Genomic DNA, 24,375 nt, shown 5'->3' with positions numbered 1-24,375 from the left:
GCCCCGTCCGCACGATTTAGATAATTGAATACAAAGGGGAGGTTTGCCATGGCTGAGAACTTGCTGGCTATCGATGTAGGGACACAGAGCGTACGTGTATTGCTGTTCGATCCCAGGGGTAAGCTGATTGCCAAACACCGGGTGCCTTATGAACCTTATTACTCCGATGCTCCGGGATTGGCTGAGCAGAGGCCGCAGCTCTGGTGGGAATCCATGGCGAAGGCCTGCCAGGGCCTTTGGCAGAATCCTGAGGTCAAGAAAGACAGTATCGCTGCTGTGGCGCTCACCACACAGCGTGCGACGATGATAAATGTCGATGAGAACGGCGAGCCTCTCAGGCCGGCCATCCACTGGCTTGACCAGCGCCGCACCATTGGACAACCGCCACTGGGAGGCTTCTGGGGTGCGGCCTTTGCCGTGGCCGGAGCCAGTGAGACCGTGGCTTATCTGCAGGCCGAGGCGGAGGCCAATTGGATACGCATGCACCAGCCCGAGATCTGGAAGAAGACGCACAAATACCTTTTCGTCTCAGGCTACCTGACCTATCTACTGACCGGAAGATATGTCGATTCGGTGGGCTGCCAGGTAGGGTATATTCCTTTCGATTACAAGAGCCAGAATTGGGAGGCCAAACATGGCTGGAAATGGCAGGCTATCTCAATGGATCCCAGGATATTGCCCGACCTTGTACCGCAGGGTAAAGTGCTGGGCGAGATAACTGTCAAAGCAGCGGAGGCTACCGGAATACCGGCGCGGTTACCTTTAATCGCCGCCGCAGCTGATAAAGCCTGTGAGGTATTGGGCTCGGGCGCTCTTGAACCGAACGTAGCCTGCCTCAGCTACGGAACAACTGCCACCATCAATACTACTCACGATAAATACATTGAAGTTATACCTCTCATACCTCCTTACCCGGCTGCTGTGCCCAGGCTCTATAACTTCGAGATACAGATTTTCCGCGGCTACTGGATGGTGAGCTGGTTCAAGCAGGAGTTCGGCCTGCGGGAGCAGCGTATATCAGATGAAAAGGGGATGGAGCCGGAGGCCCTGTTTGACGATCTGGTCAAAGCGGTCCCTCCCGGGTCACAGGGGCTTGTGTTGCAGCCCTACTGGTCTCCCGGACTGCGGTTTCCCGGCCCTGAAGCTCGTGGCGCCATAATCGGTTTCGGCGATTCACACACACGCGCACATATATATCGTGCCATACTGGAGGGATTGGCCTATGCGCTGAGAGAGGGCAAAGAGAAAACCGAGAAACGCAGCGGTGTGAAGATCAACGACCTGCGTATCGCAGGCGGCGGAAGCCAGAGCAATGCTGCCATGCAGCTTACTGCGGATATCTTCGGCCTGCCTACCGCCAGGCCACATGTATATGAGGCATCGGGTCTGGGGGCTGCCATGGATGCTGCGGTGGGGGTGAATATCCACAAGGATTTCAAATCGGCCGTGAGCGAGATGACGCATCCGGGTGATTGTTTCGAGCCCAACGAGGACACACATGCTGTCTATGAAAGGCTTTATCGCGATGTCTATCTCAAGATGTATAACAGGCTCAAGCCTCTCTACCAGGAGATAAAAGATATCACCGGCAGGGCCGGCGCAGGGGGTTGACGGATACCACGGTTTGCGAGGCCCTGCAAAGGGAGATACTCGCAGCTTCATGGTTTGGTAGTAGCAGGTCTGACGATGAACACGAGGGCGGTGGCTACAGCCAATCCCGCAGCTGCAGCCAAATATGAAATCTGATAGGTGCCTGTGGCGTCGTAAATATTGCCCGCTACCCAGGGGCCGATACCGAAGCCTATGCCGTCCGAGACCATAAGGGCGCTGAACACAGATCCCAGCGCCTTGCCCCCAAAGACCTTGCGTGTAATGCTTACCATCTGGGTGACGAATCCACTGTAAGTGATGCCGTAGATGGCGGCGAAGATGTAGAAGGCCCAGGATTCTTGGCAGAGAGCTATAAAGGCTATATTCAGACCCAATAACACTGTGCAGAATACCATGATCGGCTTAATACCGATTCTATCGGAAAGGACACCGGAAACCAGTCTGCCGGCGATACCGAAGACGCCGATCAGTGTGATTAAAACGGCAGCCTGTATTGAGTCTATACCTGAATCTACCGCATAAGGCACAAGGTGAAGCATAACCAATCCCAGGCTGGAGAGAACGAGCAGAAACATGGTGAAGAGCATCCAGAACTGGCCTGTGCGGATAGCTTGAGAGACTGTTAATCCTATATCCAGGTCTGAATAAACAACATTCTGCGCCGTGGAGGATTCGGCGCTGTTCACAGAATCGGTTGCCCGGATATTGCGTGGAGGGCTTCGCATCAGTAGTGTGGCCGGTATGCAGAGGATAGCCGTGGCTATACCAGCCTGCAGCAACGCCGGCCGCCAGCCGGCTGTACTGATGAGGTAACTCATAAGCAGCGGGATAGTGGCTGTTCCCAGGCTGATGCCGAGTGTGGCAACACCGACAGCCAGGCCCTGCTTTCTGGTAAACCACAGGGATACCAGCGCAACAGGGATGGCGAAGGATGCGCTGATACTCAGTCCCACCAGCAGACCCGTGAATACGTACAGTTGCCATAGCTCCTGGATCTGCGAGCTCAGTATCAAGCCCAGGCTGAGGAAGCCGGCCGAGGCGGCCAGCACCCACTTATAGCCGAAACGATCGGCAAGTATGCCTGTGAAAGGTAGGGTGGTGGCGTATGCGATACCGGCAACCAGCATGACAGCCGAGGCCAGCCCGCGCGACCAGCCGAATTCATTCACTATGGGCAGGAAGAAAACGCCGTAGCTGAAATTCACCCCGCATGTAATGAAGGTGATCACAAAGGCGGAGGCCACCACCACCCACCCATATTGCAGGCTTTTAGTATTTGTCATGCGCTGTCCGCCCGATATTCTTAATGAAAACGATGCGGTCTTTGCCCGGACCTGCATAATCTTTGATGGTTGGCACACCTGTGGGACCCATTTCTCCGACAGGCCTCATGCCTATATTTCTGTGAAAGTTGACTGAAAGTGTATTGACAGGACTGGTGATAGCCTTCAGCCGCAGGCAATCGCGCTTCATGGCATATTGCTCGAAATGATAATACAGCTTCTTGCCCAGGCCCTGTCTACGGTAATCCTGGCGCACTGCCAGAAGGTTAATATAGCCTGTCGGTTCTGTTTGTGAGATGAAGCCGAAAAGATAAGCAACGACTTTGTTGTCATGCTTTATAATAAATGCTGAATTGCCGAACTCATAAAGCAGTGTGGGGTGATGCAGGGCAAGTGCTCGTTCATGCTCCCAAAACTGGCTGAAATCAGTCAGAATCTGATCAAAATCTTCTTTGCTGCAATTAGATATTCTCATTTGCGGACGGTTAGGATGCTGATTTTAGAAGAAAGTATACCCGATAGAGGATATGAACAATAAATTAATTGAACTGTACGAAAAGTAGGATAGGGCTAAAGAAGCTAGTCTTCTCGCGTATGGCGAGGGCGCCCTTCGCTGGGGCCGTGGCGTTTGATGTTATACATGGCGGCATCGGACTTGCGCATCAGAGCCTCCATATCTTCACCGTCATCGGGGTATATGGCCAGTCCCATGCTGGCTGACATATTCAAACGGCTGCCCTGTATGGAGAACGGCTCCTTGAAAGCAAGCGCTATCTTGTCGATGATTTTATTGGCATCCTCTATCATGTGCATCTCCGGCATGAGTAACAGGAATTCGTCACCTCCCATGCGGGCCACCGTATCACTTGAACGGACGCTTTCCTTCAACCTGATGGCTATGGCCTTGAGCAGATCGTCACCGGCCTGGTGCCCTAAAGTGTCATTGACCGATTTAAAGCGGTCCAGGTCAACCGCGATAATAGCCAGCCTGTGCTTGTTGCGGTGGGCCTGCGCCAGCGCCATGGTAAAGCGGTCGTTAAGCAATATCCGGTTAGGCAGTCCGGTCAGGAAATCGTGCGTGGCCATCTCAGATAGCCGCTGTTCGAACATTTTCCTCTCCGTTATATCGCGGGCGATTCCCTGAATGGCATAAGGTTTGCCCTCACGCCTGATGAGCGAGGACTGAGCCTCAATATATACCTGGCTGCTGTCCTTGCGGCGCAGTTTGAATTCCATCATCTCCTTGTACAGCCCCGGCACTCCGGCCTTATTTAACATCGCCAGTACATCGGGCAGGTCCTCAGTATCAAAAAGTGAAGCTACGTTCAGTGTGCTGATCTCCTCTTTACTGTATCCTATGAGTTCCAGGGTAGCGCGGTTGGCATCCAAAAAATTTCCTTCGAAATCGAGTATATAGACAAGTTCGAGCGAGCTGTCGAATAGTGCCCGGTAGCGTTCTTCGCTCCGTTTTAAATCCTGCTCGGCCTGTATGCGCTCTGAGATGTCTATACCCATACCGATAACATATGGCTTGTCTCCGATATCTACTCGGGCACCGGTCAGCAGGTATCTCATTTTTTTTCCGTCTTTCGATAAAATCAGGGTTTCGACCGATGCATAGCCCTGCGAAAAAACATCGGCTATCTTCGATGCCACTATCTCCCTTTCTTCCTCGGCTATAGTGTTCAGTGCATTCATATTATGCAGTTCCGCGCTCGAATAGCCGGTCACCTTCTCCTCGTTTTTATTCCATCTTATGAGTCTTCCATTTTCGTCCAGTGCGTAAAAGATGCCAGGCATACTGTCCAGGACTGAGTCCGTGAAGTTCTTTTCCTCCAGCAGGGCTTCTTCAAGTTGTTTCCGCTCGGTGATGTCGCGTGAGATGCTGCGGAAGCCGATGGGCTGGCCCGTCTCGTCCCTGCGCAGGTCGATAGAGCTTTCCGCATATAGGATTTTGCCGTCACGGCGCAGTATCTTGTGTGAGAACGCTTTGTTGGGTTGACCGGCCCTGAATACCCGGTTGAAGGCCAGGAACATATTCTTGATTTCATCCGGTGGGACACAGAAATTAAAATTTTTCCCCAGCAGCTCTTCTTTAGAGTAAAGAAGGTTTGAGCAAACAGAGTCGTTGACGAATGTAAAAGTGCCTGCCAGGTCTACCTCATAATAAGAGTCGTACATCTGCTCGAGGATGGTGCGGTGCAATTCCTCGGATCGTAAAAGAGCTGCCTGCAGCCGCCTGCTCTCTGTGACATCGCGGCTGACGCAGATAAATCCTGTTATTCTGCCCGAGGGCTCCCTTACCGGTGAGACAGAGGTTTCAACCGTCATCACGATGCCGTCCTTGCGTTTGACCCTGTGTGTGAAACCTGTGTTGGTCTGGCCGGATTTAAAAACATGGTTAAAGGCCTTACCGACTAGCTCTCGATCTTCCTCCGGTATAATGATATCGGAATGTTTGCCATCGAGTTCGAGGAGATTATAACGCAGGCTGACGCACATGGAATTGTTGGTGAAAATGAAGTGGCCGGACAAATCCACCTCAAAACAGGCGTCGTACATCTGTGAAAGCATAGCGCTGTGCAGTTGTCCTGACTTTGAAACGGCTTCCTCAAGCATTTTGCGCTGGTGGATATCCATGAAGCTGCCCAGAGTAGCGCGCCGACCTTTGTAATCAATCGGTGATACCGTCTCCATCACCCACATCACATCACCGTTCTTTTTCAGGAAACGGTATTCAAATGGATTTTGCTTGCGACGCTGTTTCAGCATACTGATGGCTGCCCTGCGTACCATCTCGCGGTCATCTGGATGGACGAGTTTGAGAGATTCCTGCCCAAGCAGCTCTTTAATAGAATATCCCGTCAGGGTTTCGAAGAAGGGGCTGAGGTAGACGAACTCACCGTCCTGAACTATGTAGATGCCAGCGCTGGTGCTCTGGAGCAGAGCCTGCCCCAGAGCGGCCTGGTCAGCCTGGTTGGCAGTAATTTTCCCGCTGCTTACACATTTCTTTTGGGTCGGTTTACGCGGGTTTGCCATGTATTGCCTCTATAACTACCTCATACCTAAACTTCAACCTGCATCACGGACCGGCATAAATCGTAGTAAGTTATCAGCTGTTTATACACACAGGCTAAGAAATAACCTTCTGATTATAACATATTGAGCCGTACTGTTTGAACATGTGGTTTCAGGCAGCAGCTAATCGTAATAACCAGCCTGGATCTCTCCGACGGTCTTGAAAAGGATCCTCAGGTTATCCTCAGGCATGGTGTACTGTATTTCATGTGTAGTTCCCAGTATGTGGCGATTTTTAGCCCTGCCGATGCGATAGTATGCTAGAATATCCTGCTTGTACTCCTCCGGCGTCATAGACTCTCCCTTCTGAATATCGATGCCTGTCACGAAACACAGTTTATCACCGTATTTGTCCACAGCGAGCTTGAAGTCGTTGCCGGCGGCCGGCTGAAATGATTGCAGCATGTCGATACCCATTTCCACGTAATATTCGAGGAACGGCATCTGGTAACCGCACGAATGCAGGCATACCAGGGCGCCATCTTCATGGGCGGCATCAATTTGTTTTTTCAGCCTGGGGTACATGAATTCTTTCCACATTTTCATCGAAATAAGAGGGCGGTTGTTATAGCCGTAATCATCGTAGATAAATATAACGTCCGCCCCTGCCCTTATGCTCCTGCGGGCGATCTCAATCTCGTGGTCGATGAACCTGTCCATGAACGACTTGATTTCATCCGGGTATTCCACCAGCCAGGTCATATATTTTTCCAGGCCTATCATCTGGTTGCTGGTCCAATCATGTGGACCCCATGCCTCTGCGGCAATGCTGTGATGAGGGTACTGCTTCCTGTACCGCCGAAACGTGTTGTATAGACTATTTTTAGTGGCATCGGGAAAAGCGAAATTCTTGAGGTCATCGAGATTCTTTATGGGGGGATCAATCATATCGGGATAGATTCCTCCGCCTATCTTGCGGCCTACATTGTAGATATCAACGATGTCGATGTGGCCCTTTTTATAGCTCCATTTGCTGTAATCAGGTGTTGCGTAGGAGGCGAGGATCATGTCCGCTCCCAGATTAATGCCATAGGCATTGGCGAAATTATAGCTATGAATATCCCAGAGCAGTGGCAAGAATCTCCAAACCTCAGCGGCCTGCATATATCCGCCCTTTTTCAGCCTGTTCCAGAGGAATTTTGCTGCCAGGTCCCTGTTCCAGTGACCTGATGGCCGGTATTCGGCCATTAACCTGCAGCCTGTGTGCGCTTCGATCCAATAAAACACGGGCACCCGATCGGAGGGCAGTCCCCTTGCTGCCGCATGAATCCTCTCTTTGGGCGTCATTGCGCCTTTGCTTCGACTTTTCATGGTGTGACTCATGTGGTTGGATCGACAGCCTGTCTAATTCTTATGGGCGACAATAGCGCGCGCGTAATCTCTGCCGGCGATACAGTCCGGGCCGTAAAAATCCGCTCCTATCTTTTTAGCGTAGTCATCGTTGAGAGGGGCGCCGCCTACCATGATTTTTACACCCGCGTGTAATCCCTCCCTGTCCATGGCTTCAATAACGTCCTTCATCATGTACATCGTAGTGGAGAGCAGGGCCGACATGCCCATAACATGGGGTTGATGCTTTTTAACAGCCTCCACGAACTGCTGCGTTGAAACATCCGAGCCGAGGTCCACCACTTCGAAACCGGCGCCTTCTAACGCCATGACAAGCAGGTTCTTGCCTATGTCATGCAGGTCACCTTTGACTGTGCCAACGACTGCTTTACCGCTTTTGGTAACTGTCCCGGTAGTTGAGCGCTGTTTGATAACCTCCACACTTCTCTGCATAGCCTTGGCCGATACCAGTAGTTCAGGCAGGAAATACTCGCCGTCCTGGAAAAGCTTACCTACTGTGTCCATGGCTGGTATCAATGCTTGTTCCATCAGCACGTCGGCAGATCCGCCTTCGTCCAGTAACCTGGCAACCAGAGCTGCCGCTCTGTCAGATTTGCCGTCTATCACGAGTTGCTTCAGTTCTTTCATGCACTTTCCCCCAGTTATATTAATGGCCTGCGACTTCATCCGATTGTGCATTATGACAACAAAAGAAACATTTTACAAATGCGGAGTGTGACTTTCAATCCGGCAACTTTTCGTATGTGAGTATGCCTGCTGCTTGACTGATCGGTGCAATGGCAGTTTAATAGTACTCGTAGTTTTAGCAGGAGTGAGTAATGCCTTTTTCGCAATGGATCCTTATGACTTACCCGTCGTACGCCATATGCATCGCAATAATAGTTATAGCGGTAGCTTTTGGCATATGCGGCGTGTTGATTGTACGTCGTTATGTCGATCGGTCGAAGTTGAAAAGTCACCATGATATTGCAGGGCCGCTTTTCGCAACACTGGGCGTGATATACGCCGTTTTACTGGGCTTCTCCACCATTATTCTCTGGCAGCAGTTTGAAGATGCTAATATCACGTTGAACAAGGAGGCAAATTACTACGCCGATATCTATCGGGACATGAACGGACTTTCACCCGAATTCAGGGAGAAAGGCGAGGCGGCAATGGATGAATATATAAAGGCAGTCATAAATGAGGAATGGAAAGTGATCGGCTACGGGAAGCGCAGCGAAAAAGTTCAGGCCCTGGCAGCGCGGATCTGGGAGCTTTACAGCAGTTATCAACCGCAAACTGAGACACAGAAAATATTTCTGGCCGAGTCTGTGCGGAAAATGAACGAGGCCGGTGAGATGAGGCGGCAACGTCTAATGGACGCGAACAATGGACTGAATCCTGTTCTCTGGCTTGTCCTCATCATGGGCGGATGCATTACCATCAGCTTTACCTTCTTCTTCGGGTCCGATAACCTTACCCTCCAGTTGGTTATGACCACCCTGCTGTCGGCGTTGATTGGTCTTCTGCTTTTCACCATACTGGCTATGGATCACCCCTACTCGGGCGATGTGAGCGTAAAACCGGATGCCCTGATTCAGATGTTGTCGTACATTAAAGATTAGTAGTACGGCCGGTCCGTATTTAATTCAGTATATATGGCAAAGGCCTTCAGTGACCGAAGCGCTTAAAAGAAACTGGGTTCATATCTTCGGCCGTGAGATTTATTCGATGTAATAACTTTCAGTTCTAAAAGGGACGATTGCTTTGCTTGCATTTAAGCGCGGTTGTATACTTACTGCAAATCCGCCGGGATATATTTGCATTGGATTCGATTAAGATACTGCTTGCCGAGGACCATGCCGTTGTGCGGGAGAGTATCCGGGAGGCGTTGACACGCGAGCCGGAGTTCACGATTGTTGGTGAAGCGAGCAACGGCGATGAGGCCGTCAGTCTGGCCCGGGGATTGAAACCCGATGTAATAATCATGGACGTAGCTATGCCCGGGCTGAACGGGATTGAAGCTACCAAACAGATCAAGTCATTTCAACCGGGCGTATCTATTCTGGTGCTCACGGCTTATGATGATGAGCAGTATATTTTTTCAGTGCTTTCGGCGGGCGCCGCCGGCTACCTGTTGAAAGATGTCGGTGTGTCCGATCTGGTAGAAGCTATTAAGACCGTATACAGAGGCGAGTCTGTGCTGCATCCCAACATAGCCAAGAAGGTTCTGCAAAAATTCCGCACGGGTAAAATCGATGCTGTGGAAGAACCGTCGGCGGATCTGCTCAGCGAAAGGGAGATAACCGTACTGAAACTGGCCGCCGGAGGCCTGAGCAACCATGCTATTGCACAGGAGCTCCACCTGAGCGTGAGCACTATCGAGAGCCACCTCAGGACTATTTTCAGCAAACTGGGTGTTGGTTCGAGGACAGAGGCGGTGGTCGAAGCCATGAAGAGGAATTGGTTGAGCCTCAAAGACCTGAGTTGAGCGGGCGGCCATGTCTTATATTAACGTTATCTTAATACTGTTGATTGCCCTGGCTATCACGGCAGGGCTGCTCATTTTTTTTATAGTCAAACTTTATCTTAACAGGGAGGACCTGCGAACCAGCTCAGATGTTATTTTGGCTCGCGTGCTGGGCCGCTTCCCCCTTCCGGTGTTTGCCGTAAATAAAAAGCACCATGTCATTCAATGGAACAAGGCCCTGGAAGTGCTTTCGGGTGTCAGCAAGGAAGATGTGATGGGGACGAACAACCAGTGGAAAGCCTTTTATGGGAAGGAAAGGCCGGTACTGGCTGACCTCATAGCGGATGGAGCTTCGGAAGACGAGATATCGGCTCGCTATCATGGCAGCGCCAGAAAGTCAGCACTGATCAGGGGCGCCTATGAAGCTGAGGATTTCTTTCCGTCCCTGGGCGAAAACGGCAAGTGGTACCATTTCACGGCCAGCCCGCTTGTTAGCCGGGGAAGGGTAATAGGAGCCATCGAGATACTGGAGGATGTAACAGAGAGGCATATAGCCGAGCAGAACCTGCGCTATTATGCCAGGCAGATCACCCGGGTGCAGGAGGAGGAGCGAAAATACATCGCCAGAGAGCTCCATGATACAACCGTGCAAACGCTGGTGGCATTGATCTACCAGATGGACAATTTCCGGTCGGGCAAACCTGATCTCACGGATGCGGAGAATGCAAAGCTCGATGCCATATATCAGAGAATGAAATCGGCGGTTGAAGAGGTCAGGCGATTCAGCCGCCAGCTGCGCCCGCCGGTTCTGGATGACCTCGGCCTGCTTCCGGTGCTGGAGTGGCTTAAAGGTGAGCTCAAGAAAATGTATGACATGGAAGTTGAGATTAAGGCCGCAGGTAAACAAAAACGGCTCCAACCCGATACGGAGCTCGCGCTATTTCGCATAATCCAGGAAGCTCTTATCAATGCGGCCAAGCATGCCAAGGTTTCATCGGCCACTGTACTGATTGAATATCTTGAACATAATATAAAAGTCAGTGTGATTGACCGTGGAGTAGGATTTGACCACGCAGGGAAGATTGATTTATTGCCCAGGGATGGCAAGCTTGGCCTGGCTGGCATCGTAGAGCGTGTACAGATGCTCGGTGGAAAAGTAGACATCGATTCGGTCAGAGGCAGGGGCACTACTATCGACGTGGAAATACCGCTCTGAAATTATTCTCGAAAAATCTGCAGGCGCAAATAAGTGTCCGCCCATCAGCCGTGTTCTGGGACGGCCCGTCAGTGCGCGGAAGATTTAAAAATTACCGCTGCCAGCGGCGGAAGTGTGATACTCAGCGAATACGGCCTGCCGTGAAAGAACTTTGATTCGGCTTCGGCTGCACCGAGATTACCCTGACCGCTCCCACCATAGTCCGCAGCATCACTATTGAATACTTCTTTCCAATTTCCTCCCCGCGGAACACCCACACGGTATGCGTAATGCGGCAAAGGAGTGTAGTTCAACGATACCAGAAGAAGGTCCTCTGTGGAGTTTCCACGGCGCAGATAGCTTACCACGCTGTGTATCGAATCATTGCAGTCCACCCATTCGAATCCGCCGGCATCGAAATCCAGCTCGTAAAGCGCCGGTTCACTGCCGTAGAGGCGTGCGATGTCCCGCACCAGTTTCTGCAGTCCGCTGTGTGGTGCGTACTGCAAAAGATGCCAGTCCAGGCTTTTCTCGTGGTCCCACTCCTTCCATTGGCCGAATTCGTTTCCCATGAAAACCAGCTTTTTACCTGGTTGTGTGAACATGCAGGAAAATAGCAGGCGCAGGTTGGCAAACTTCTGCCAGTCGTCGCCGGGCATTTTACCTGCCAGCGAGGACTTGCCATGCACCACTTCATCATGGGATAGGGACAGGACGAAGTTTTCGCTGAAGGCGTAGAGCATGCGGAATGTCAGCTTGTCGTGGTGATACTTCCGGTAGACAGGGTCTCTCGAGAAGTATTCCAGCGTATCATGCATCCATCCCATATCCCATTTCATGCCGAAGCCCAATCCTCCCACATAAGTAGGCCGGCTGACCATAGGCCAATCCGTCGATTCTTCAGCAATGGTCTGCACGTCCGGATAGTTGCGATAGATCTCCTCGTTGAAGCGGCGTAAAAAGGAGATTGCATCGAGATTCTCCCTGCCTCCGAATGGATTTGGTACCCATTCACCCTTTTTACGAGAGTAGTCAAGGTACAGCATAGAGGCCACGGCATCCACACGCAGCCCATCCACATGGTATCTATCCAGCCAGAACATGGCGCTGCTCAGAAGGAAGCTGCGCACCTCGTGGCGGCTGTAGTTGAAAATATAGCTCTTCCAGTCGGGATGAAATCCCCTGCGCGGATCGGCATGTTCGTAAAGATGCGTGCCGTCGAAAAAGCCCAGTCCGTGAATATCATTGGGGAAATGTGATGGGACCCAGTCGAGTATTACTCCTATGTCGTTCTGGTGCAGGTAATCCACCAGATACATGAAGTCCTGGGGAGTTCCATAACGGCTGGTAGGCGCGAAATATCCTGTCACCTGGTATCCCCAGGAACCATAGAAAGGGTGCTCCATGATCGGCATCAGCTCTACATGTGTGAAGCCCATGTTATTGACATAATCTGCCAGCCTTGGAGCGAGTTCCCTGTAGCTGAGATGCCGGTTGTTATCTTCGGGCATGCGCATCCATGATCCCGGGTGTACTTCATAGATTGATATGGGGGCATCCAGCCCGTTAGCCTTGCCTCGCCCGTCCATCCATCCGTGGTCTTTCCATGTGTAGGATAAATCCCAGACAATGGATGCTGTTTTGGGTGGTGTTTCGTAGTGAAAGGCAATGGGATCGGCTTTATCAACCTTGAAGCGACGTATATCGGACTCGATATGGTATTTGTAAAGGGCGCCCTTATCGAGGCCGGGGACCAAGCCTTCCCAGATACCTGAGTTCTCACGTGGAGACAGTTTGAAGCCCTTCTTGTCCCATCCGTTGAAATCACCCGTGACATAAACGTGCCGGGCGTTAGGCGCCCACACGGCGAAATATGTGCCGTCATACCCATCCCGGTGGATGGGATGTGCCCCCAGCTTTTCATAAAGGCGGAGGTGGCTGCCCTCGTTGAAAAGATAGAGATCATCTTTGCTGAGCAGACTGAAAGCCTGACTATTTGAATTCATAATTTTAAAGCAAATACAATTCTATTGACTGCTATTGGTCATGGGCGGCAGGAGGTTTATTTCCTGGCCGCTAATCCCGGAATTTAAATCCCTTTTCGCTAAACAGAAGCAGGCAGGCGTCCACTACCTGCGCATCGTAAAGGGTGGAGCGGTTCCTGGTTATCTCTTCCAGTGCTTTCTCCACACCCAAAGCGGGACGATAGGGGCGGTGAGAACTCATGGCCTCTACCACGTCAGCCACCGCCAGTATCCTCGCCTCCAGCATGATCTGCTCTCCGGCAAGGCCCTGAGGATATCCCGAACCGTCGATCCTTTCATGATGCTGCCATACTATGTGCGCGATCGGCCCCGAAAATTTAATCGACCTGACGATGTTATAGCTGGCTTCTGCATGGGCCTTGGCCAGACCAAGCTCGAGATTGGTGAGTTTACCCGGCTTGCTCAGTATCTCCGAGGGGACGTAGACCTTGCCCACATCGTGCAGCAGGCCTGCCACGGCCAGGTCCTGTACACGATTCTGCTCCAGGTCGAGCTCCTCCGCAATAGCTACGGCAAGCTGGCTGACCATACGCTGGTGGCCGGCGGTATAGGGGTCGCGCAACTCGCTCATCATGGCTATGGCCTCAATGGTACCCTCCAGCGTGGAACTGGCCTTCTCAAGGGCCGTTTTCAAATCTTCCGCCGCCTTCTTGCGCCCGGTGATATCCTCGGTTATACCGTAGACCCCGATCACTTTGCCGTCGATAATTATAGGTATTCCGGTAACATGGACGTCTATCTTCCTGCCGTCCCTGGTGATGAAGGCAGCCTCGTAGGACTGAGGCTCGCCGTTCAACGATCCGGCAAAATGCTGTTTGACTACCTCCATATACTCAGGGGGTATGAGACGGCTGAAAGGCATCTTCAATGCCTCTTCCTCCGAGTAGCCGGATATCCTGACTGCAGCGGCGTTGATGCTGGTGAAATTACCCTGCCGGTCAATGGCATAGGTCATAGCTGGATTATAGTGGAATAACGAGCGGTAGCGTAGCTCGCTCTCCTTGAGCGCTTGCTCAGCCAGTTTCAGCGAGGTAATATCCTGGATGATCACGCTGAAGCCTGCCAGCCGCCCTTCTATTATCAGGGCGCTGGGACTGGTGAACAACCAGATGACGGAGCCGTCTTTTCGCAGACCGCGAAACTCGATCGCCGGCAGTGTCTGACCCTTCGCCACCGCTTCCATGAAATCATTGATTATTTTGTCTTTATCATCCGGGTGAATAAAATCAAAGAACTGCCTGCCCATCACATCGTCCCTGCTGTAACCGTAGATCTGGCACAGCCTGTCGTTGACCATGGTCAGGACGCCTGTTTCATCGGCCACGGCCACGCCTGAGGACGAAGTCTCGATCAGGCTGCGGTATTTCGTTTCGCTTTCGATCAGAGCCCTCTCAGCCCGTCGGCGCTGTGTGATATCGCGTGAAATACCCATCACGCCGCTGAACTTGCCCTGCTCATCGCCTATGACCGTGAATGATGTCTCTGTCCATTTTGTCGAGCCATCCTTGCAGTAGACCTCCATCTCGCCCGTGTATGTGACCGGGCCGCCTCCCGGATCGCTTTCAAATCGCGATATGGCGCCTGCCACTCCGCTTACCACCGGCTCCAGTGATGAAGCTGTGATGACCTGTTCCATCTTTAACTGCAACATCTCCTGCGGTGTATAGCCCCTCTGCGTATAAACCGAAGGGCTGAAATAGGTATAGTGGAGGTGTTGGTCCGCGGACCATATTACATCGCTGGTGTTTTCAGCGATAACATTATAGCGTTCTTCGCTTCTCTGCAGTTCCCGCCTGGTTCCGATGCGTTCAATCACTATGCCTATATCTGCTGCAATTGCCTCCAGCGAATTGCGGACGACATCGGGCATGTTGTCCAGAGAATGTGAATAAACTCCCAGGGATGCCAGGATCCATTCCCCGTGCTTGACAGGTATGGTTGCGTTGAATGTCAGCCCCTCGGATTTCAGCTCCTCAGCAAAGGGCGGAGTGAATTCCTCGGCTTTTGTATAAATGGGAGATCCTTTCATAAGCAGGCGTGCCCATATGCTATCAGCAGGCAGGGACGACAATTTTTCAACCAGGGCAGGAGTTATATTTTGGTGACAGATTGCATGAAAATCGCCCGTCTCTTGATTCTTTAGATAAACCACCCCGGAATCGAAGCCTGAGATCCTGATAGCGGCATCAAGGCACAGTTCGGCTGCCGTCTCGATGTCGGTTATGCCGATCAGCGATAGAGCCAGGTCGCGGCGTATTTTCCCCCGTTCCCCGGATTGTCTGCGTTCTGTGATATCCGTAATGAAATTGAGCGTGGCCGGCAGTCCCTCCCATTCAATCAAGACGGCCCGCAGCTCCGCCCAGCGAACCTGGCCGTCTCCTCTGATCACGCGGAATTCGGATACTTCCTCGATAGGTTCACCTTTAAGGCGGCGCAGGTGCCTGCTGACGATATATTCCTTGTCATCCTGATAGATGAAATCTACAAAGGGAATTGAGAGCAGGTCTTCCGGCCGGAGCAGCATTATGCTGGCGGTGTTCTGGTTGGCGAATTTAATCATGCCATCCTGCGTGATGAAGATGGCCTCATGGGCATTTTCCACCACCAGGCGATATTTCTCCTCGCTGTTACGCAGGGCCTGTTCCGCTTGCCTGCGGGTCGATATATCACGGGAGGTGCCCAGCATACCGATGATTTCACCTGAGGCATCGGTTATCAATGCCATTGAAGTCTCCATCCAGACTGTGGAGCCGTTTTTATGATACGTCTCCATTTCTATAGTGAACCAGCGCTTCTGGCCCGGGGTACTGTCAAGGATGGGGATACTGCCGTTTTCCAATGCTCCGGCTATTTTATCCAGGGACTCAGGCGTCATTCGCTGGGCTATCCCGCGTGACATGGCTTCTTCCACGGTAAATCCGTTCAGCCTGGTAACGGATGGGCTGATAAATGTGTAATTAAGGTATTTATCCAGCATCCAGATAACATCCGCCGTGTTTTCAGTGATAAACCGGTAGCGCTCCTCGCTGGCCTGCAGCGCCTGTCTGGAGGACAGGCGATCGATGATTATGCCTATATCTGCGGCAATAGCTTCCAGTGAGTCTCGGATTACCAGCGGCATATTGTTCTGTGTATGAGAGAGGATACCCAGTGCGCCGATCACTTGATTCTGGAATAACACCGGTATCATCGCGTCGAAAGTGAATCCTTCATGTTTTAGCTTTTGATCAAAAGGCGGCTTGAACTCACCGGCGCTCAGGTAATTGGGCCTGCCTTTTTTAATATGGCGGGCGTCTGCGGAATCGGCTTTCAACACGAAATAATGCTCTTCAGTATATGCTGAAGAGCCATAATTACAGGCGGTCTTGAGATCGCCGCTCTTCTCATCTAATATATAGATTACCCCCGTGTCGAATCCTGAGATTTCAATGGCGGCGTCCAGGCAGTATTTAAGCGCCGTCTCCATGTCTATACGGCCGGCCAGCTTCAAGGCCAGATCGCGGCGTATCTTGCCCCTGGCCTCGGACTGCCTGTGTTCAGTGATATCGACGCAGGCGCCCACTGAATGTGCGATCCTGCCGTTTTCGTCATAGACGGCCAGCCCGCGGTCTATCCAGTTGCGCTGCGATCCGTCTTTGCGCAAAATGCGGTACTCGACGTTATAAGGTTCACCTGTTTCAGCGTGACGGTTCAACGCCTCCGTAACGCGGTCGCGGTCATCCGGGTGCAGCGCATTTTCCCAGGCATCCAGAGTTCGAGGGAACTCGTCGCGCTGATATCCCAGCATGCCGTCGATGTCCCCGAACCATGTCACCAGGCCTGTCTGGATGTCCCAGTCCCAGACGATATCCGTTGTGCTCTGTACGGCCTTGCGGAACAACTCTTCGCTCTTCCTGAGGGCTGACTCCGCCTCTTTAAGCCGCACGTGCTCACGCAACGCGGAAATGCCATAGGCCAGATCTTGGGACAGCTCATTCAGCAGTGAGATGTCGTCTTCCTCAAAAGCGTTTTTACGATCCGCATAGATGTTTATCGAGCCGAAGACCTGATCACGGTACTTGAGCGGTAGCGAAATAGTCGATCGAATGCCAGCCTCTTCCACCAGGCTGAGCCAGGGTTTATACGCCGGATCGAGTGCTATATCCTGGATGACAGCGATCTTTCCTGTGCGGATAGCCCGTCCGGCCGGCCCCTTGCCCAGGTCACTATCGCTCCATGTTATACCTGCGCTTTCAATTCTACCTGCGTCGGCCCCGCTGATGGCCACAGGCTTAACTGTCTTGTTCTCATCATCCTCAGCATAGCCTGCCCAGGCTATGCGATAGCCGCCTGTCTCAGTCATGATTCCGCATATGTTCCGTAGCAGCTCTATTTCACTGGTGGCATGTACCATGGTTGCGTTGCACAGGGAGAGCATTTTATGGAGGCGATTGGCCTTTTCAATAGAAGCCTCCATCTGACGTCGTTCGGTGATGTCGGACTGTACTATAAGCGAGGCCGGGCGGCCCTCCCATTCAATGGTGTTTATATGGGCTTCCACCCAGCGGATTTCACCATTCTTATCTATCACCCTGTAGATCTGCTCTGAAGGCGCCTGCTCTCCCCCCGCCCTGCCGAAATGGTTGTCCATAACGGATTTGACATCATCAGGGTGGATGAGTTCCGCCAGGGACTTATTCAGTAGCTCATCCCCGCTGTAGCCTGTGATGGCCGAAACGCCGGACTTGCAAAATTTGATCCGGCCGTCCTGAATCACGTAGATCGATTCCGATATATTCTCCAGCACCATGCGGTGGTGTTTTTCGCTCTCATTTATCTGCTGCTCAGCCTTTTTACGCTCCGTTATATTCCTGGCTGAACATACAGCGCCAACAGGTCGACCTGACGCAGAGAATATGGGGCTGAGTGAAAACTCGTAATAAGCGGGGCCGTCAGCAAATTCATAGCTCCTTTCGAGCGCAACCTTCTCCCCGTTCAGCACTCGCCGCCCGACAGTGCTCCAGAAGTCATTATTTTCCTGAGGCATGGCGGAACGAATATCCATTCCTTCTGTGAGGGTGGCGCCGTAGACCTGCTGATAGAATTTACGGGCGCTGCTGTTGGCAGCGATTATGTGATAACCGCTGTCGACCGACCACATGGCATCCCGGGTATTTTCCAGTATGGCCGACATGCGTGATTCGCTCTCCTGCAGGGCCTTGAACGCAAAGAAGCGATCGGTTATGTCAGCGAAAGTGGCGTAGACCTGGTAAGGCATATCTGCGCCCGGATGGAACTGAGGTATGGCGCTCATGCGGATCCAGCGGATTTTATTATCAATTCCTCTGAAGAACCCGATAGTTATCTCCCTTACCAGTTTGCCGGTTTTTGCTGCCACGGTTACGGGGAAATCGTCCGGATAGAAATCGCTGCCGTCCTCATGGAAGAAGTTCCATACAGGATCGGTGGCTGCCCGGCCGACCAAGTCATCCATCTCCAGGCCCATTATTCTTGCCGCCGCCGGATTAGCCGATATCACCCTTCCTTCAGCCCAGCACGTCACACCTTGATCCATCGTCTCAAACAACAGGCGGTATTGCTCCTCGCTTTTGACCAGGGCGTCCTCGGCTCTCTTCCTATCGGATATCTCCTGTTCCAGCGCCTCCATCTTTCGTTCCAGCTTCTGCATGAGAGCAGCATTGTACAGGTCGCCGTCAGGTCTGTTTTTATTCTCCTTCGGTTTACCTGTTCCCTTTTTCGACCTGATTTTACGCGCAAGCAACTCTGATACAATGCGCGTCAGTTCGTCCGGTTCAATGGGTTTGCGCAGGAAAGTATCCGCACCCAGCTTAATCCCGAGCTCCTCGTCTTTTGTATCGGTAAAGGCGCCGGTGAGGAAAATAAACCGGATACTGCTCAGGATCGGATCCGCTTTGCATTCCTGCAGGAGCCGGAATCCGTCCATCACAGGCATTAGGATATCCGATAATATTAAATCGGGCTTTGCTTTACGCAGCTTCTGCAGGGCCTCCTTGCCGTTTGCGGCAGACGTGATACGGTAACCGGCGTTTTCAAGGATTGTACAGAAGAGGCGCAGGTTCTCCCCGCTGTCGTCCACGATGAGGATTTTCGGCAGCTTCCTGATCTTTCTTGCCGCTTTTGAAGCGGCTGAACGTCCTTCTTCTTTCACGTCACAATGCTTGCGCTAATTAATATCATCTTGGTTATGCACCTTGATGTCAAGTTTTTCGTAGCTGAAGGGCCTTTGATCATTGCATCGTCGCCGATGCTCCGGGCAGTTTGCCGTAAAGCCGGCATTTGATATGCTATAATCAATTTATCACAGGTGAATACATGGGGATTCGCTATATTAAAGAGCCCGGACTGATCGATCCGGTGATGATCGCGGCCTGGCCGGGCATAGGCAACATCGGTCTGATTGCACTGGACACGTTGCGCAGGTCGCTGCAGGCTGAGCAGATGGCTTATATAGAGCCCGATGATTTTTTCTATCCCAGGAAGGCCATTATACGTGATGGCGAGCTGGTGAAACTGGATTTCCCGGCCAGCGACTTTTTCTACCATACAACTGGAAAGCATGACCTGATATTATTTCTCGGCGAAGAACAGCCGGCCGAGGGAGGAGGAGTCTATGCAGCCGGCAGCATGGCCTACGATATGGCCAATATGGTATTGGATGTGGCGCAGAAGTATGGATGCAGGCGTATCTACACCTCCGGGGCGGCGGTGGCGCCCATGCATCATACTGCCAGGTCACGGGCCTGGGCTGTGCCCAATTCACCCGAACTTGTCGCTGAATTCAGGGGCTACGATAACACCGTGCTGATGTCGGATATAGAAGGGCGTGGAGGTGAGGGTAACATTGCCGGCCTTAACGGGCTTTTGCTGGGCATAGCACGTAGGCGTGGCATTGATGCGGTCTGCATCATGGGGGAGATACCCATATATCTGCAGGGTTTTCCCTTTCCCTATCCCAAAGGGTCCAAGTCGGTGCTCGAAGTGCTTTCTACGGCACTTGATCTATGGATCGATATGGAAGTGATAAATGAGCTGGCCCGGCAAAGTGAGAGTGAACTGACACGGCTCTATGAGAAACTTCCTGATGAGATCAAGCAGCAGCTCGACCGGCTCAAAGAGTCCACTGTGGCTGCGGCCGAGAGCGGAGATTTGATAACCGAGGACGATAAGAAAAAGATACTTGAAGATATAGATAAGTTCTTCAAGCATGATGTGGGGGGAGAGCAGAAGTGAGCGGCGAAGAGGCTATTAGATTAAGCGGCAGCCCGGGCCTGAAAGGATCAGTCTTGATAGTAGCCTGGGCTGAGGATGCCGGCAAACTGGGAGTGCGGGCCGTTGATTACCTGTTGCAGTCTCTGGGCTGTAGTGAGTTCGGCGAAGTGCTGCCTGAGGGCTTCTTCCCCATGGGCGGGGTGAATGTAGTGGACAATGTAGCCCGCTTTCCTGAAAGCAAGTTCTATGTGTGTGATCGCAATAACCTGGTAATTTTCAAGAGCAGTATTCCCAGGATGGGCTGGCACAGGTTCCTTACATCGGTGCTTGATGTCGCTGATCGTGATTGCGCTGTCAAGGAGATATATACCATGGGAGCCATGATCTCCACAGCCGCTCACACGGTCCCGAGATCGCTCATTTCGATTGTGAATAACAAAGAAATCAAGCCCACGCTGGATCCGTATAATGTCATTTCAGACAACGATTACGAGACTCCCTCCGGCCAGAAGCCCACACTGAGCTCATATCTGTCATGGCTGGCGGGGCAGCGCAACATACCGGCGGTCAATCTCTGGGTGCCGGTTCCATATTACCTGGTGTCCACGGATGATCCCCGCGCGGTAAAGCGGCTTGTATATTTTTTCAACAGCAAGTTTGATCTCGGGGTTGACTTCACGGCTCTGGATTCAGTCATCGCCCTGCAAAACAATAAAATCGCCAGGCTGTTCGACAAGTCTCCCGAGATAAAAAATATGGTGCGCAAGCTGGAAGTGGGTGATGGATTGGATGGCGAGGAGAGCGAGAAGCTTGCACGCGAGATGGCCGAGGCGCTCAAGTAAGGGCGTCGTCTGCCGGTCCATTATATGTGTATCTTGGGTGCGCTATTTTGATATAATTTGGCGTTTATCAATCGACGAATAAGGAGGACTTCTATGGCAGTAGGCTATCAGAAAGAGGGCAGGCTGGCAATCATCACGCTCAACCGGCCGGAAGCTCTGAACTCATTCGATCCGCAGCAGATAAGCGAGATCAACAAATGTTTCTACGATTTCAACGCTGATGAGGAACTATGGGTGGCCATTCTGACCGGATCGGGCGAGAGGGCTTTCTCCGTGGGCGCCGATATTAAAACGACTCTGCCGCTGATACAGCAGAGCGCTCACCGCGGTGAAATGCCTGCGCCAGCTATCTGCGAGGATATGCAGATATGGAAACCCATTATAGCCGCTATCAACGGCGCCTGCCTGGGTGGCGGTTTCGAGGTAGCCCTGGCCTGTGATATAAGGATCGCGGCCGAGAATGCCACGTTCGGCTTTCCGGAGATCAACCTGGGCCTTATCCCGGGCTGGGGCGGCACACAGCGCCTGCCACGGGCTGTAGCGCAGGCGAAGGCAGTTGAGATGCTTACTTCAGGCCGTCCCATCGATGCTCAGGAAGCTTATCGCATCGGCCTGGTCAACCGGGTCGTGCCGGCCGCCGAACTGATGAATGAGGCTAAGAAGATGGCAGAAACACTTCTCAAACCTGCGCCGCTGGCCGCCCGGGCTGCCAAGCAGGCTATGATGACGGGCTTAAATACCACTCTTCTGAACGGGCTTGATATCGAGTATCAGATTGAGAGGATTGTCACCAGTACGGAGGATTTCAAAGAGGGGCGGCAGGCGTTCATCGAGAAGCGCAAGGCGAATTTTAAAGCTAAATAACACTTTGCAGGAGGAAGACCATGACAATAAAGAAAATAGGTGTTGTGGGGTTTGGATTGATGGGCCGAGGCATTGCCGAGGTGAGCGCCAAGGCGGGTTACGATGTGGTCGCATCCGAGATCAGCAAGGATTTGCTGGATAAGGGTATGGCTGCCGTCAGGGTTTCGCTTTCAAAGGCGGTGGAGAAGGGTAAAATGGCACAGGCTGATATGGACAAGACGCTGGCCAAGATCAAAGGTACCACGGAAATGACGGATTTCAGGGACTGCGATCTCGTCGTGGAGGCTGCCATTGAGAACCTCGATCTCAAAAAAAAGATATTTATTGATTTGGACCGCGTCTGTGGTCCGGGCGCCATACTCAGCACGAACACATCCTGCCTGTCGGTTATGGATGTGGCGGCGGTAACCAAGCGCCCGGACAAGGTATTGGGCTGCCATTTCTTCAATCCCGTGCCGCTGATGAAATTGCTGGAACTGGTGAAGACCATAACCACCAGCAAGGAGACTCTGGAGACCGCAGTGGAGTGGGGAAAATCGCTGGGCAAGACCGTTATCACTGCTCCGGACAGGCCGGGTTTTATCGTCAACCGCTCATTTCTGCCATATATGGTGGAAGCTTTCGAGATGTATGAAAACGGCGTGGCTACCAGGGAGGACATCGACACGGGAGTGCAGCTGGGGCTTAACCATCCCATGGGGCCGCTTACGCTGGCCGACATGGTCGGGCTGGATACCTTGCTCTTCGTCATGGATGCAATCTATGCCGAAACTAAAAATCCCAAGTTCGTCGCTCCCGTTCTGCTGCGCAAGATGGTAACCGCCGGTCATCTGGGACGCAAGACCGGAAAGGGTTTTTACGACTATAAGTAAGCGTGGATTCAGATCCGCACGGTTTAGACAGGGTGCGCCTGAAGGTAAGTCCCTGAGGGTGACCTGTAAAATATATGGCGCTATAATCTACGCTATATGAAGATAGAGAAGGCCCGCGAGCTCGGCTTCTGTTTCGGTGTGCGGCGCGCTCTCAAGATCATTGAAAGCTCGGCCCGCCGGGGACAATCTATAGCTACGCTCGGGCCGATTGTACACAACAAGACGGTCGTTGCGCGGCTCAAGGCCCTGGGGGTGAGTGTCGTGGAGGATGCCGACAATCTGGAGAGCGGCACAATTGCGGTCTCTTCACACGGTCTCTCTCCGGCGGTGCTGGAGAAGCTCCTGGCGGCGGGGGCAGAAGTTATCGACACGACCTGCCCGATTGTGCGCAGCGCGCAGAAAGCGGCTCGACGGCTGGCCAACGCAGGCTTCGGGGTCATTATCTTCGGAGAGGCCAGCCACCCCGAAGTGCGCGGGCTTCTGGGTTGGGCCGGCGACAAGTCCATTGCCTCGATGGATGCGGGCCAGGTGCCGATTGAGAGCCTACCAACACGTATCGGCATCATGGCGCAAACCACGCAGAGCAGGGCGGAGTTCATAGCCTTCGTCAACCGGCTCAATCAGCGACTGCTTCCCCGTGCAAGGGAGATCAGGGTAGAGAACACGCTCTGCCAGGAGACGCAGAAAAGGCAGCTGGCAGCCGAAGAGTTGGCCGGGACCAGCGACCTCATGATAGTCGTCGGCGGGCACAATAGCGCCAATACCCGCCGCCTGGCGGAAGTCTGCCAGCATATTGTGGAGACGCATCATATTGAGAACGCCGGCGAGATAGATATTGAGTGGCTTAAGGGCAAGAAGGCTGTGGGTATAACTGCAGGCGCTTCCACGCCGGATGAGGCTATTGAGCAGGTTATAGATCGAACAGTCTCGCTTTCGGCGGATACTTAACCCAGTTTCTCCGATAGCAGGCGTCCGCCCAGTATGTGGAGGTGGAGATGCGGGACGACCTGCGTGCCGTCCGGGCCGCAATTGAATGTCAGGCGGTAGCCTGATTCCGCGATGCCCTCCTTTTCAGCTACCTTTCCCGCTGTCAGCAACATCCGGCCGGCAAGTGATTGGTCGGAGGCGGAGAGGCCGTTTACCGACTCGATGTGTTTCCTGGGTATAAGGACATCGTGGACGGGCGCCATCGGATGAATATCGCGAAAGGCGATCAATTCCTCATCGCTGTAGACAACATCCGCCGGTATGGTTCCGGCAGCGATCTTACAGAATATGCAGTCCATGGCCGGGCTTGTCAGGCGATCCTGATCGTCTGGCAGGTAGTTGTGCGCTCGATACCGCTGATCTTGTGGAACTGCTCGGTAATCAGCTTGCCAACATTATCCACCGATTCCCCTTCCACTACAGCGATGATGTCGTAAGGTCCCATCACGGCGTCCACGCTCTTTATGCCGTCGAGCTTCTTGAGATGAGTGAGGACCGACTTGGTCTGCCCCACCGATGTTGTTACCAGTACGAATGCTTTGGCTGCCATATTCCCACCTCCTGTA

At 52.6% G+C, this 24,375-nt stretch carries 18 protein-coding genes; 9 read left to right on the top strand and 9 right to left on the bottom strand.

Annotated elements, in window-relative coordinates; all coding sequences use genetic code 11:
* Window positions 1–48 precede the first annotated feature (48 nt).
* Window positions 49–1,611, top strand: a complete 1,563-nt coding sequence (locus WC359_11035) for an FGGY-family carbohydrate kinase (GenBank protein ID MFA5400967.1) — start codon at window positions 49–51, stop codon at window positions 1,609–1,611.
* A gap of 47 nt (window positions 1,612–1,658) precedes the next feature.
* Here the strand turns inward: WC359_11035 and WC359_11030 are convergent, their stop codons facing one another.
* From WC359_11030 to WC359_11010, 5 genes are all read right to left on the bottom strand, one after another.
* Complete coding sequence (locus WC359_11030; GenBank protein ID MFA5400966.1) at window positions 1,659–2,894, bottom strand: MFS transporter; 1,236 nt, start codon at window positions 2,892–2,894, stop codon at window positions 1,659–1,661.
* Window positions 2,881–3,369 (bottom strand): GNAT family N-acetyltransferase, encoded by a 489-nt coding sequence (locus WC359_11025; protein ID MFA5400965.1) that lies wholly within the window; start codon window positions 3,367–3,369, stop codon window positions 2,881–2,883. Before WC359_11025 ends, WC359_11030 begins: the two co-directional genes overlap by 14 nt.
* Window positions 3,370–3,473: 104 nt before the next feature.
* Window positions 3,474–5,933 carry a PAS domain S-box protein gene (locus WC359_11020; GenBank protein ID MFA5400964.1) on the bottom strand — a complete coding sequence of 820 codons (2,460 nt, stop codon included), beginning with the start codon at window positions 5,931–5,933 and terminating at the stop codon, window positions 3,474–3,476.
* Between the two features lie 162 nt (window positions 5,934–6,095).
* A complete protein-coding gene (locus WC359_11015) occupies window positions 6,096–7,283 on the bottom strand; it encodes a uroporphyrinogen decarboxylase family protein (GenBank protein MFA5400963.1) in 1,188 nt (395 codons plus the stop codon).
* A gap of 33 nt (window positions 7,284–7,316) precedes the next feature.
* Window positions 7,317–7,949 carry a corrinoid protein gene (locus WC359_11010; GenBank protein ID MFA5400962.1) on the bottom strand — a complete coding sequence of 211 codons (633 nt, stop codon included), beginning with the start codon at window positions 7,947–7,949 and terminating at the stop codon, window positions 7,317–7,319.
* 191 nt (window positions 7,950–8,140) lie between these two features.
* Between WC359_11010 and WC359_11005 the strand changes: the two genes are divergently transcribed.
* The 3 genes from WC359_11005 to WC359_10995 all read left to right on the top strand — a co-directional run bounded on the left by WC359_11005 (window position 8,141) and on the right by WC359_10995 (window position 10,990).
* A complete protein-coding gene (locus WC359_11005) occupies window positions 8,141–8,929 on the top strand; it encodes a hypothetical protein (protein MFA5400961.1) in 789 nt (262 codons plus the stop codon).
* A gap of 200 nt (window positions 8,930–9,129) precedes the next feature.
* The gene (locus WC359_11000; GenBank protein MFA5400960.1) at window positions 9,130–9,795 is read left to right on the top strand and encodes a response regulator transcription factor; all 666 of its coding nucleotides are present in this window, start codon (window positions 9,130–9,132) and stop codon (window positions 9,793–9,795) included.
* Between the two features lie 10 nt (window positions 9,796–9,805).
* Entirely contained in the window at window positions 9,806–10,990 is a 1,185-nt protein-coding gene (locus tag WC359_10995) for a histidine kinase (GenBank protein ID MFA5400959.1), read from the top strand.
* A gap of 68 nt (window positions 10,991–11,058) precedes the next feature.
* Here the strand turns inward: WC359_10995 and glgB are convergent, their stop codons facing one another.
* Together glgB and WC359_10985 are read right to left on the bottom strand one after the other, a co-directional pair.
* Window positions 11,059–12,975 carry a 1,4-alpha-glucan branching protein GlgB gene (glgB, locus tag WC359_10990; protein MFA5400958.1) on the bottom strand — a complete coding sequence of 639 codons (1,917 nt, stop codon included), beginning with the start codon at window positions 12,973–12,975 and terminating at the stop codon, window positions 11,059–11,061.
* Between the two features lie 70 nt (window positions 12,976–13,045).
* Window positions 13,046–19,183, bottom strand: a complete 6,138-nt coding sequence (locus tag WC359_10985; protein ID MFA5400957.1) for a PAS domain S-box protein — start codon at window positions 19,181–19,183, stop codon at window positions 13,046–13,048.
* 164 nt (window positions 19,184–19,347) lie between these two features.
* On the opposite strand from WC359_10985, the gene WC359_10980 reads away from it, so the two are divergent.
* The 5 genes from WC359_10980 to ispH all read left to right on the top strand — a co-directional run bounded on the left by WC359_10980 (window position 19,348) and on the right by ispH (window position 23,770).
* Complete coding sequence (locus tag WC359_10980) at window positions 19,348–20,265, top strand: PAC2 family protein (protein MFA5400956.1); 918 nt, start codon at window positions 19,348–19,350, stop codon at window positions 20,263–20,265.
* A complete protein-coding gene (locus WC359_10975; protein MFA5400955.1) occupies window positions 20,262–21,086 on the top strand; it encodes a PAC2 family protein in 825 nt (274 codons plus the stop codon). The genes WC359_10980 and WC359_10975 overlap by 4 nt, the downstream gene beginning before the upstream one ends.
* A gap of 93 nt (window positions 21,087–21,179) precedes the next feature.
* Window positions 21,180–21,950, top strand: a complete 771-nt coding sequence (locus WC359_10970; GenBank protein MFA5400954.1) for an enoyl-CoA hydratase-related protein — start codon at window positions 21,180–21,182, stop codon at window positions 21,948–21,950.
* A gap of 20 nt (window positions 21,951–21,970) precedes the next feature.
* Window positions 21,971–22,822, top strand: a complete 852-nt coding sequence (locus tag WC359_10965) for a 3-hydroxybutyryl-CoA dehydrogenase (protein MFA5400953.1) — start codon at window positions 21,971–21,973, stop codon at window positions 22,820–22,822.
* 96 nt (window positions 22,823–22,918) lie between these two features.
* Complete coding sequence (ispH, locus tag WC359_10960) at window positions 22,919–23,770, top strand: 4-hydroxy-3-methylbut-2-enyl diphosphate reductase (GenBank protein MFA5400952.1); 852 nt, start codon at window positions 22,919–22,921, stop codon at window positions 23,768–23,770.
* On the opposite strand, the gene WC359_10955 is transcribed toward ispH, so the two are convergent.
* Together WC359_10955 and WC359_10950 are read right to left on the bottom strand one after the other, a co-directional pair.
* Window positions 23,767–24,108: a histidine triad nucleotide-binding protein gene (locus tag WC359_10955; GenBank protein ID MFA5400951.1), complete on the bottom strand. Its 342-nt coding sequence runs from the start codon at window positions 24,106–24,108 to the stop codon at window positions 23,767–23,769. The two genes, ispH and WC359_10955, sit on opposite strands and share 4 nt — an antisense overlap.
* Window positions 24,109–24,119: 11 nt before the next feature.
* A complete protein-coding gene (locus WC359_10950) occupies window positions 24,120–24,359 on the bottom strand; it encodes an Lrp/AsnC ligand binding domain-containing protein (GenBank protein MFA5400950.1) in 240 nt (79 codons plus the stop codon).
* Between the last annotated feature and the right edge of the window lie 16 nt (window positions 24,360–24,375).

The organism is Dehalococcoidia bacterium, assembly GCA_041653995.1.
Classification (GTDB): domain Bacteria; phylum Chloroflexota; class Dehalococcoidia; order GIF9; family UBA5629; genus CAIMUM01.
This window is presented reverse-complemented; position numbering and strand designations above follow the sequence as displayed.

Bases quoted from the DNA above. Each gene is read 5' to 3' on its own strand.
- WC359_10995 (MFA5400959.1), top strand. From the start codon at position 9,806: ATGTCTTATATTAACGTTATCTTAATACTGTTGATTGCCCTGGCTATC.
- WC359_10970 (MFA5400954.1), top strand. From the start codon at position 21,180: ATGGCAGTAGGCTATCAGAAAGAGGGCAGGCTGGCAATCATCACGCTC.
- WC359_11020 (MFA5400964.1), bottom strand. From the start codon at position 5,933: ATGGCAAACCCGCGTAAACCGACCCAAAAGAAATGTGTAAGCAGCGGG.
- WC359_11005 (MFA5400961.1), top strand. From the start codon at position 8,141: ATGCCTTTTTCGCAATGGATCCTTATGACTTACCCGTCGTACGCCATA.
- ispH (MFA5400952.1), top strand. From the start codon at position 22,919: ATGAAGATAGAGAAGGCCCGCGAGCTCGGCTTCTGTTTCGGTGTGCGG.
- WC359_10955 (MFA5400951.1), bottom strand. From the start codon at position 24,108: ATGGACTGCATATTCTGTAAGATCGCTGCCGGAACCATACCGGCGGAT.
- WC359_10950 (MFA5400950.1), bottom strand. From the start codon at position 24,359: ATGGCAGCCAAAGCATTCGTACTGGTAACAACATCGGTGGGGCAGACC.
- WC359_11010 (MFA5400962.1), bottom strand. From the start codon at position 7,949: ATGAAAGAACTGAAGCAACTCGTGATAGACGGCAAATCTGACAGAGCG.
- WC359_10980 (MFA5400956.1), top strand. From the start codon at position 19,348: ATGGGGATTCGCTATATTAAAGAGCCCGGACTGATCGATCCGGTGATG.
- WC359_11035 (MFA5400967.1), top strand. From the start codon at position 49: ATGGCTGAGAACTTGCTGGCTATCGATGTAGGGACACAGAGCGTACGT.
- WC359_11025 (MFA5400965.1), bottom strand. From the start codon at position 3,369: ATGAGAATATCTAATTGCAGCAAAGAAGATTTTGATCAGATTCTGACT.
- WC359_10965 (MFA5400953.1), top strand. From the start codon at position 21,971: ATGACAATAAAGAAAATAGGTGTTGTGGGGTTTGGATTGATGGGCCGA.
- WC359_11030 (MFA5400966.1), bottom strand. From the start codon at position 2,894: ATGACAAATACTAAAAGCCTGCAATATGGGTGGGTGGTGGTGGCCTCC.
- glgB (MFA5400958.1), bottom strand. From the start codon at position 12,975: ATGAATTCAAATAGTCAGGCTTTCAGTCTGCTCAGCAAAGATGATCTC.
- WC359_11015 (MFA5400963.1), bottom strand. From the start codon at position 7,283: ATGAAAAGTCGAAGCAAAGGCGCAATGACGCCCAAAGAGAGGATTCAT.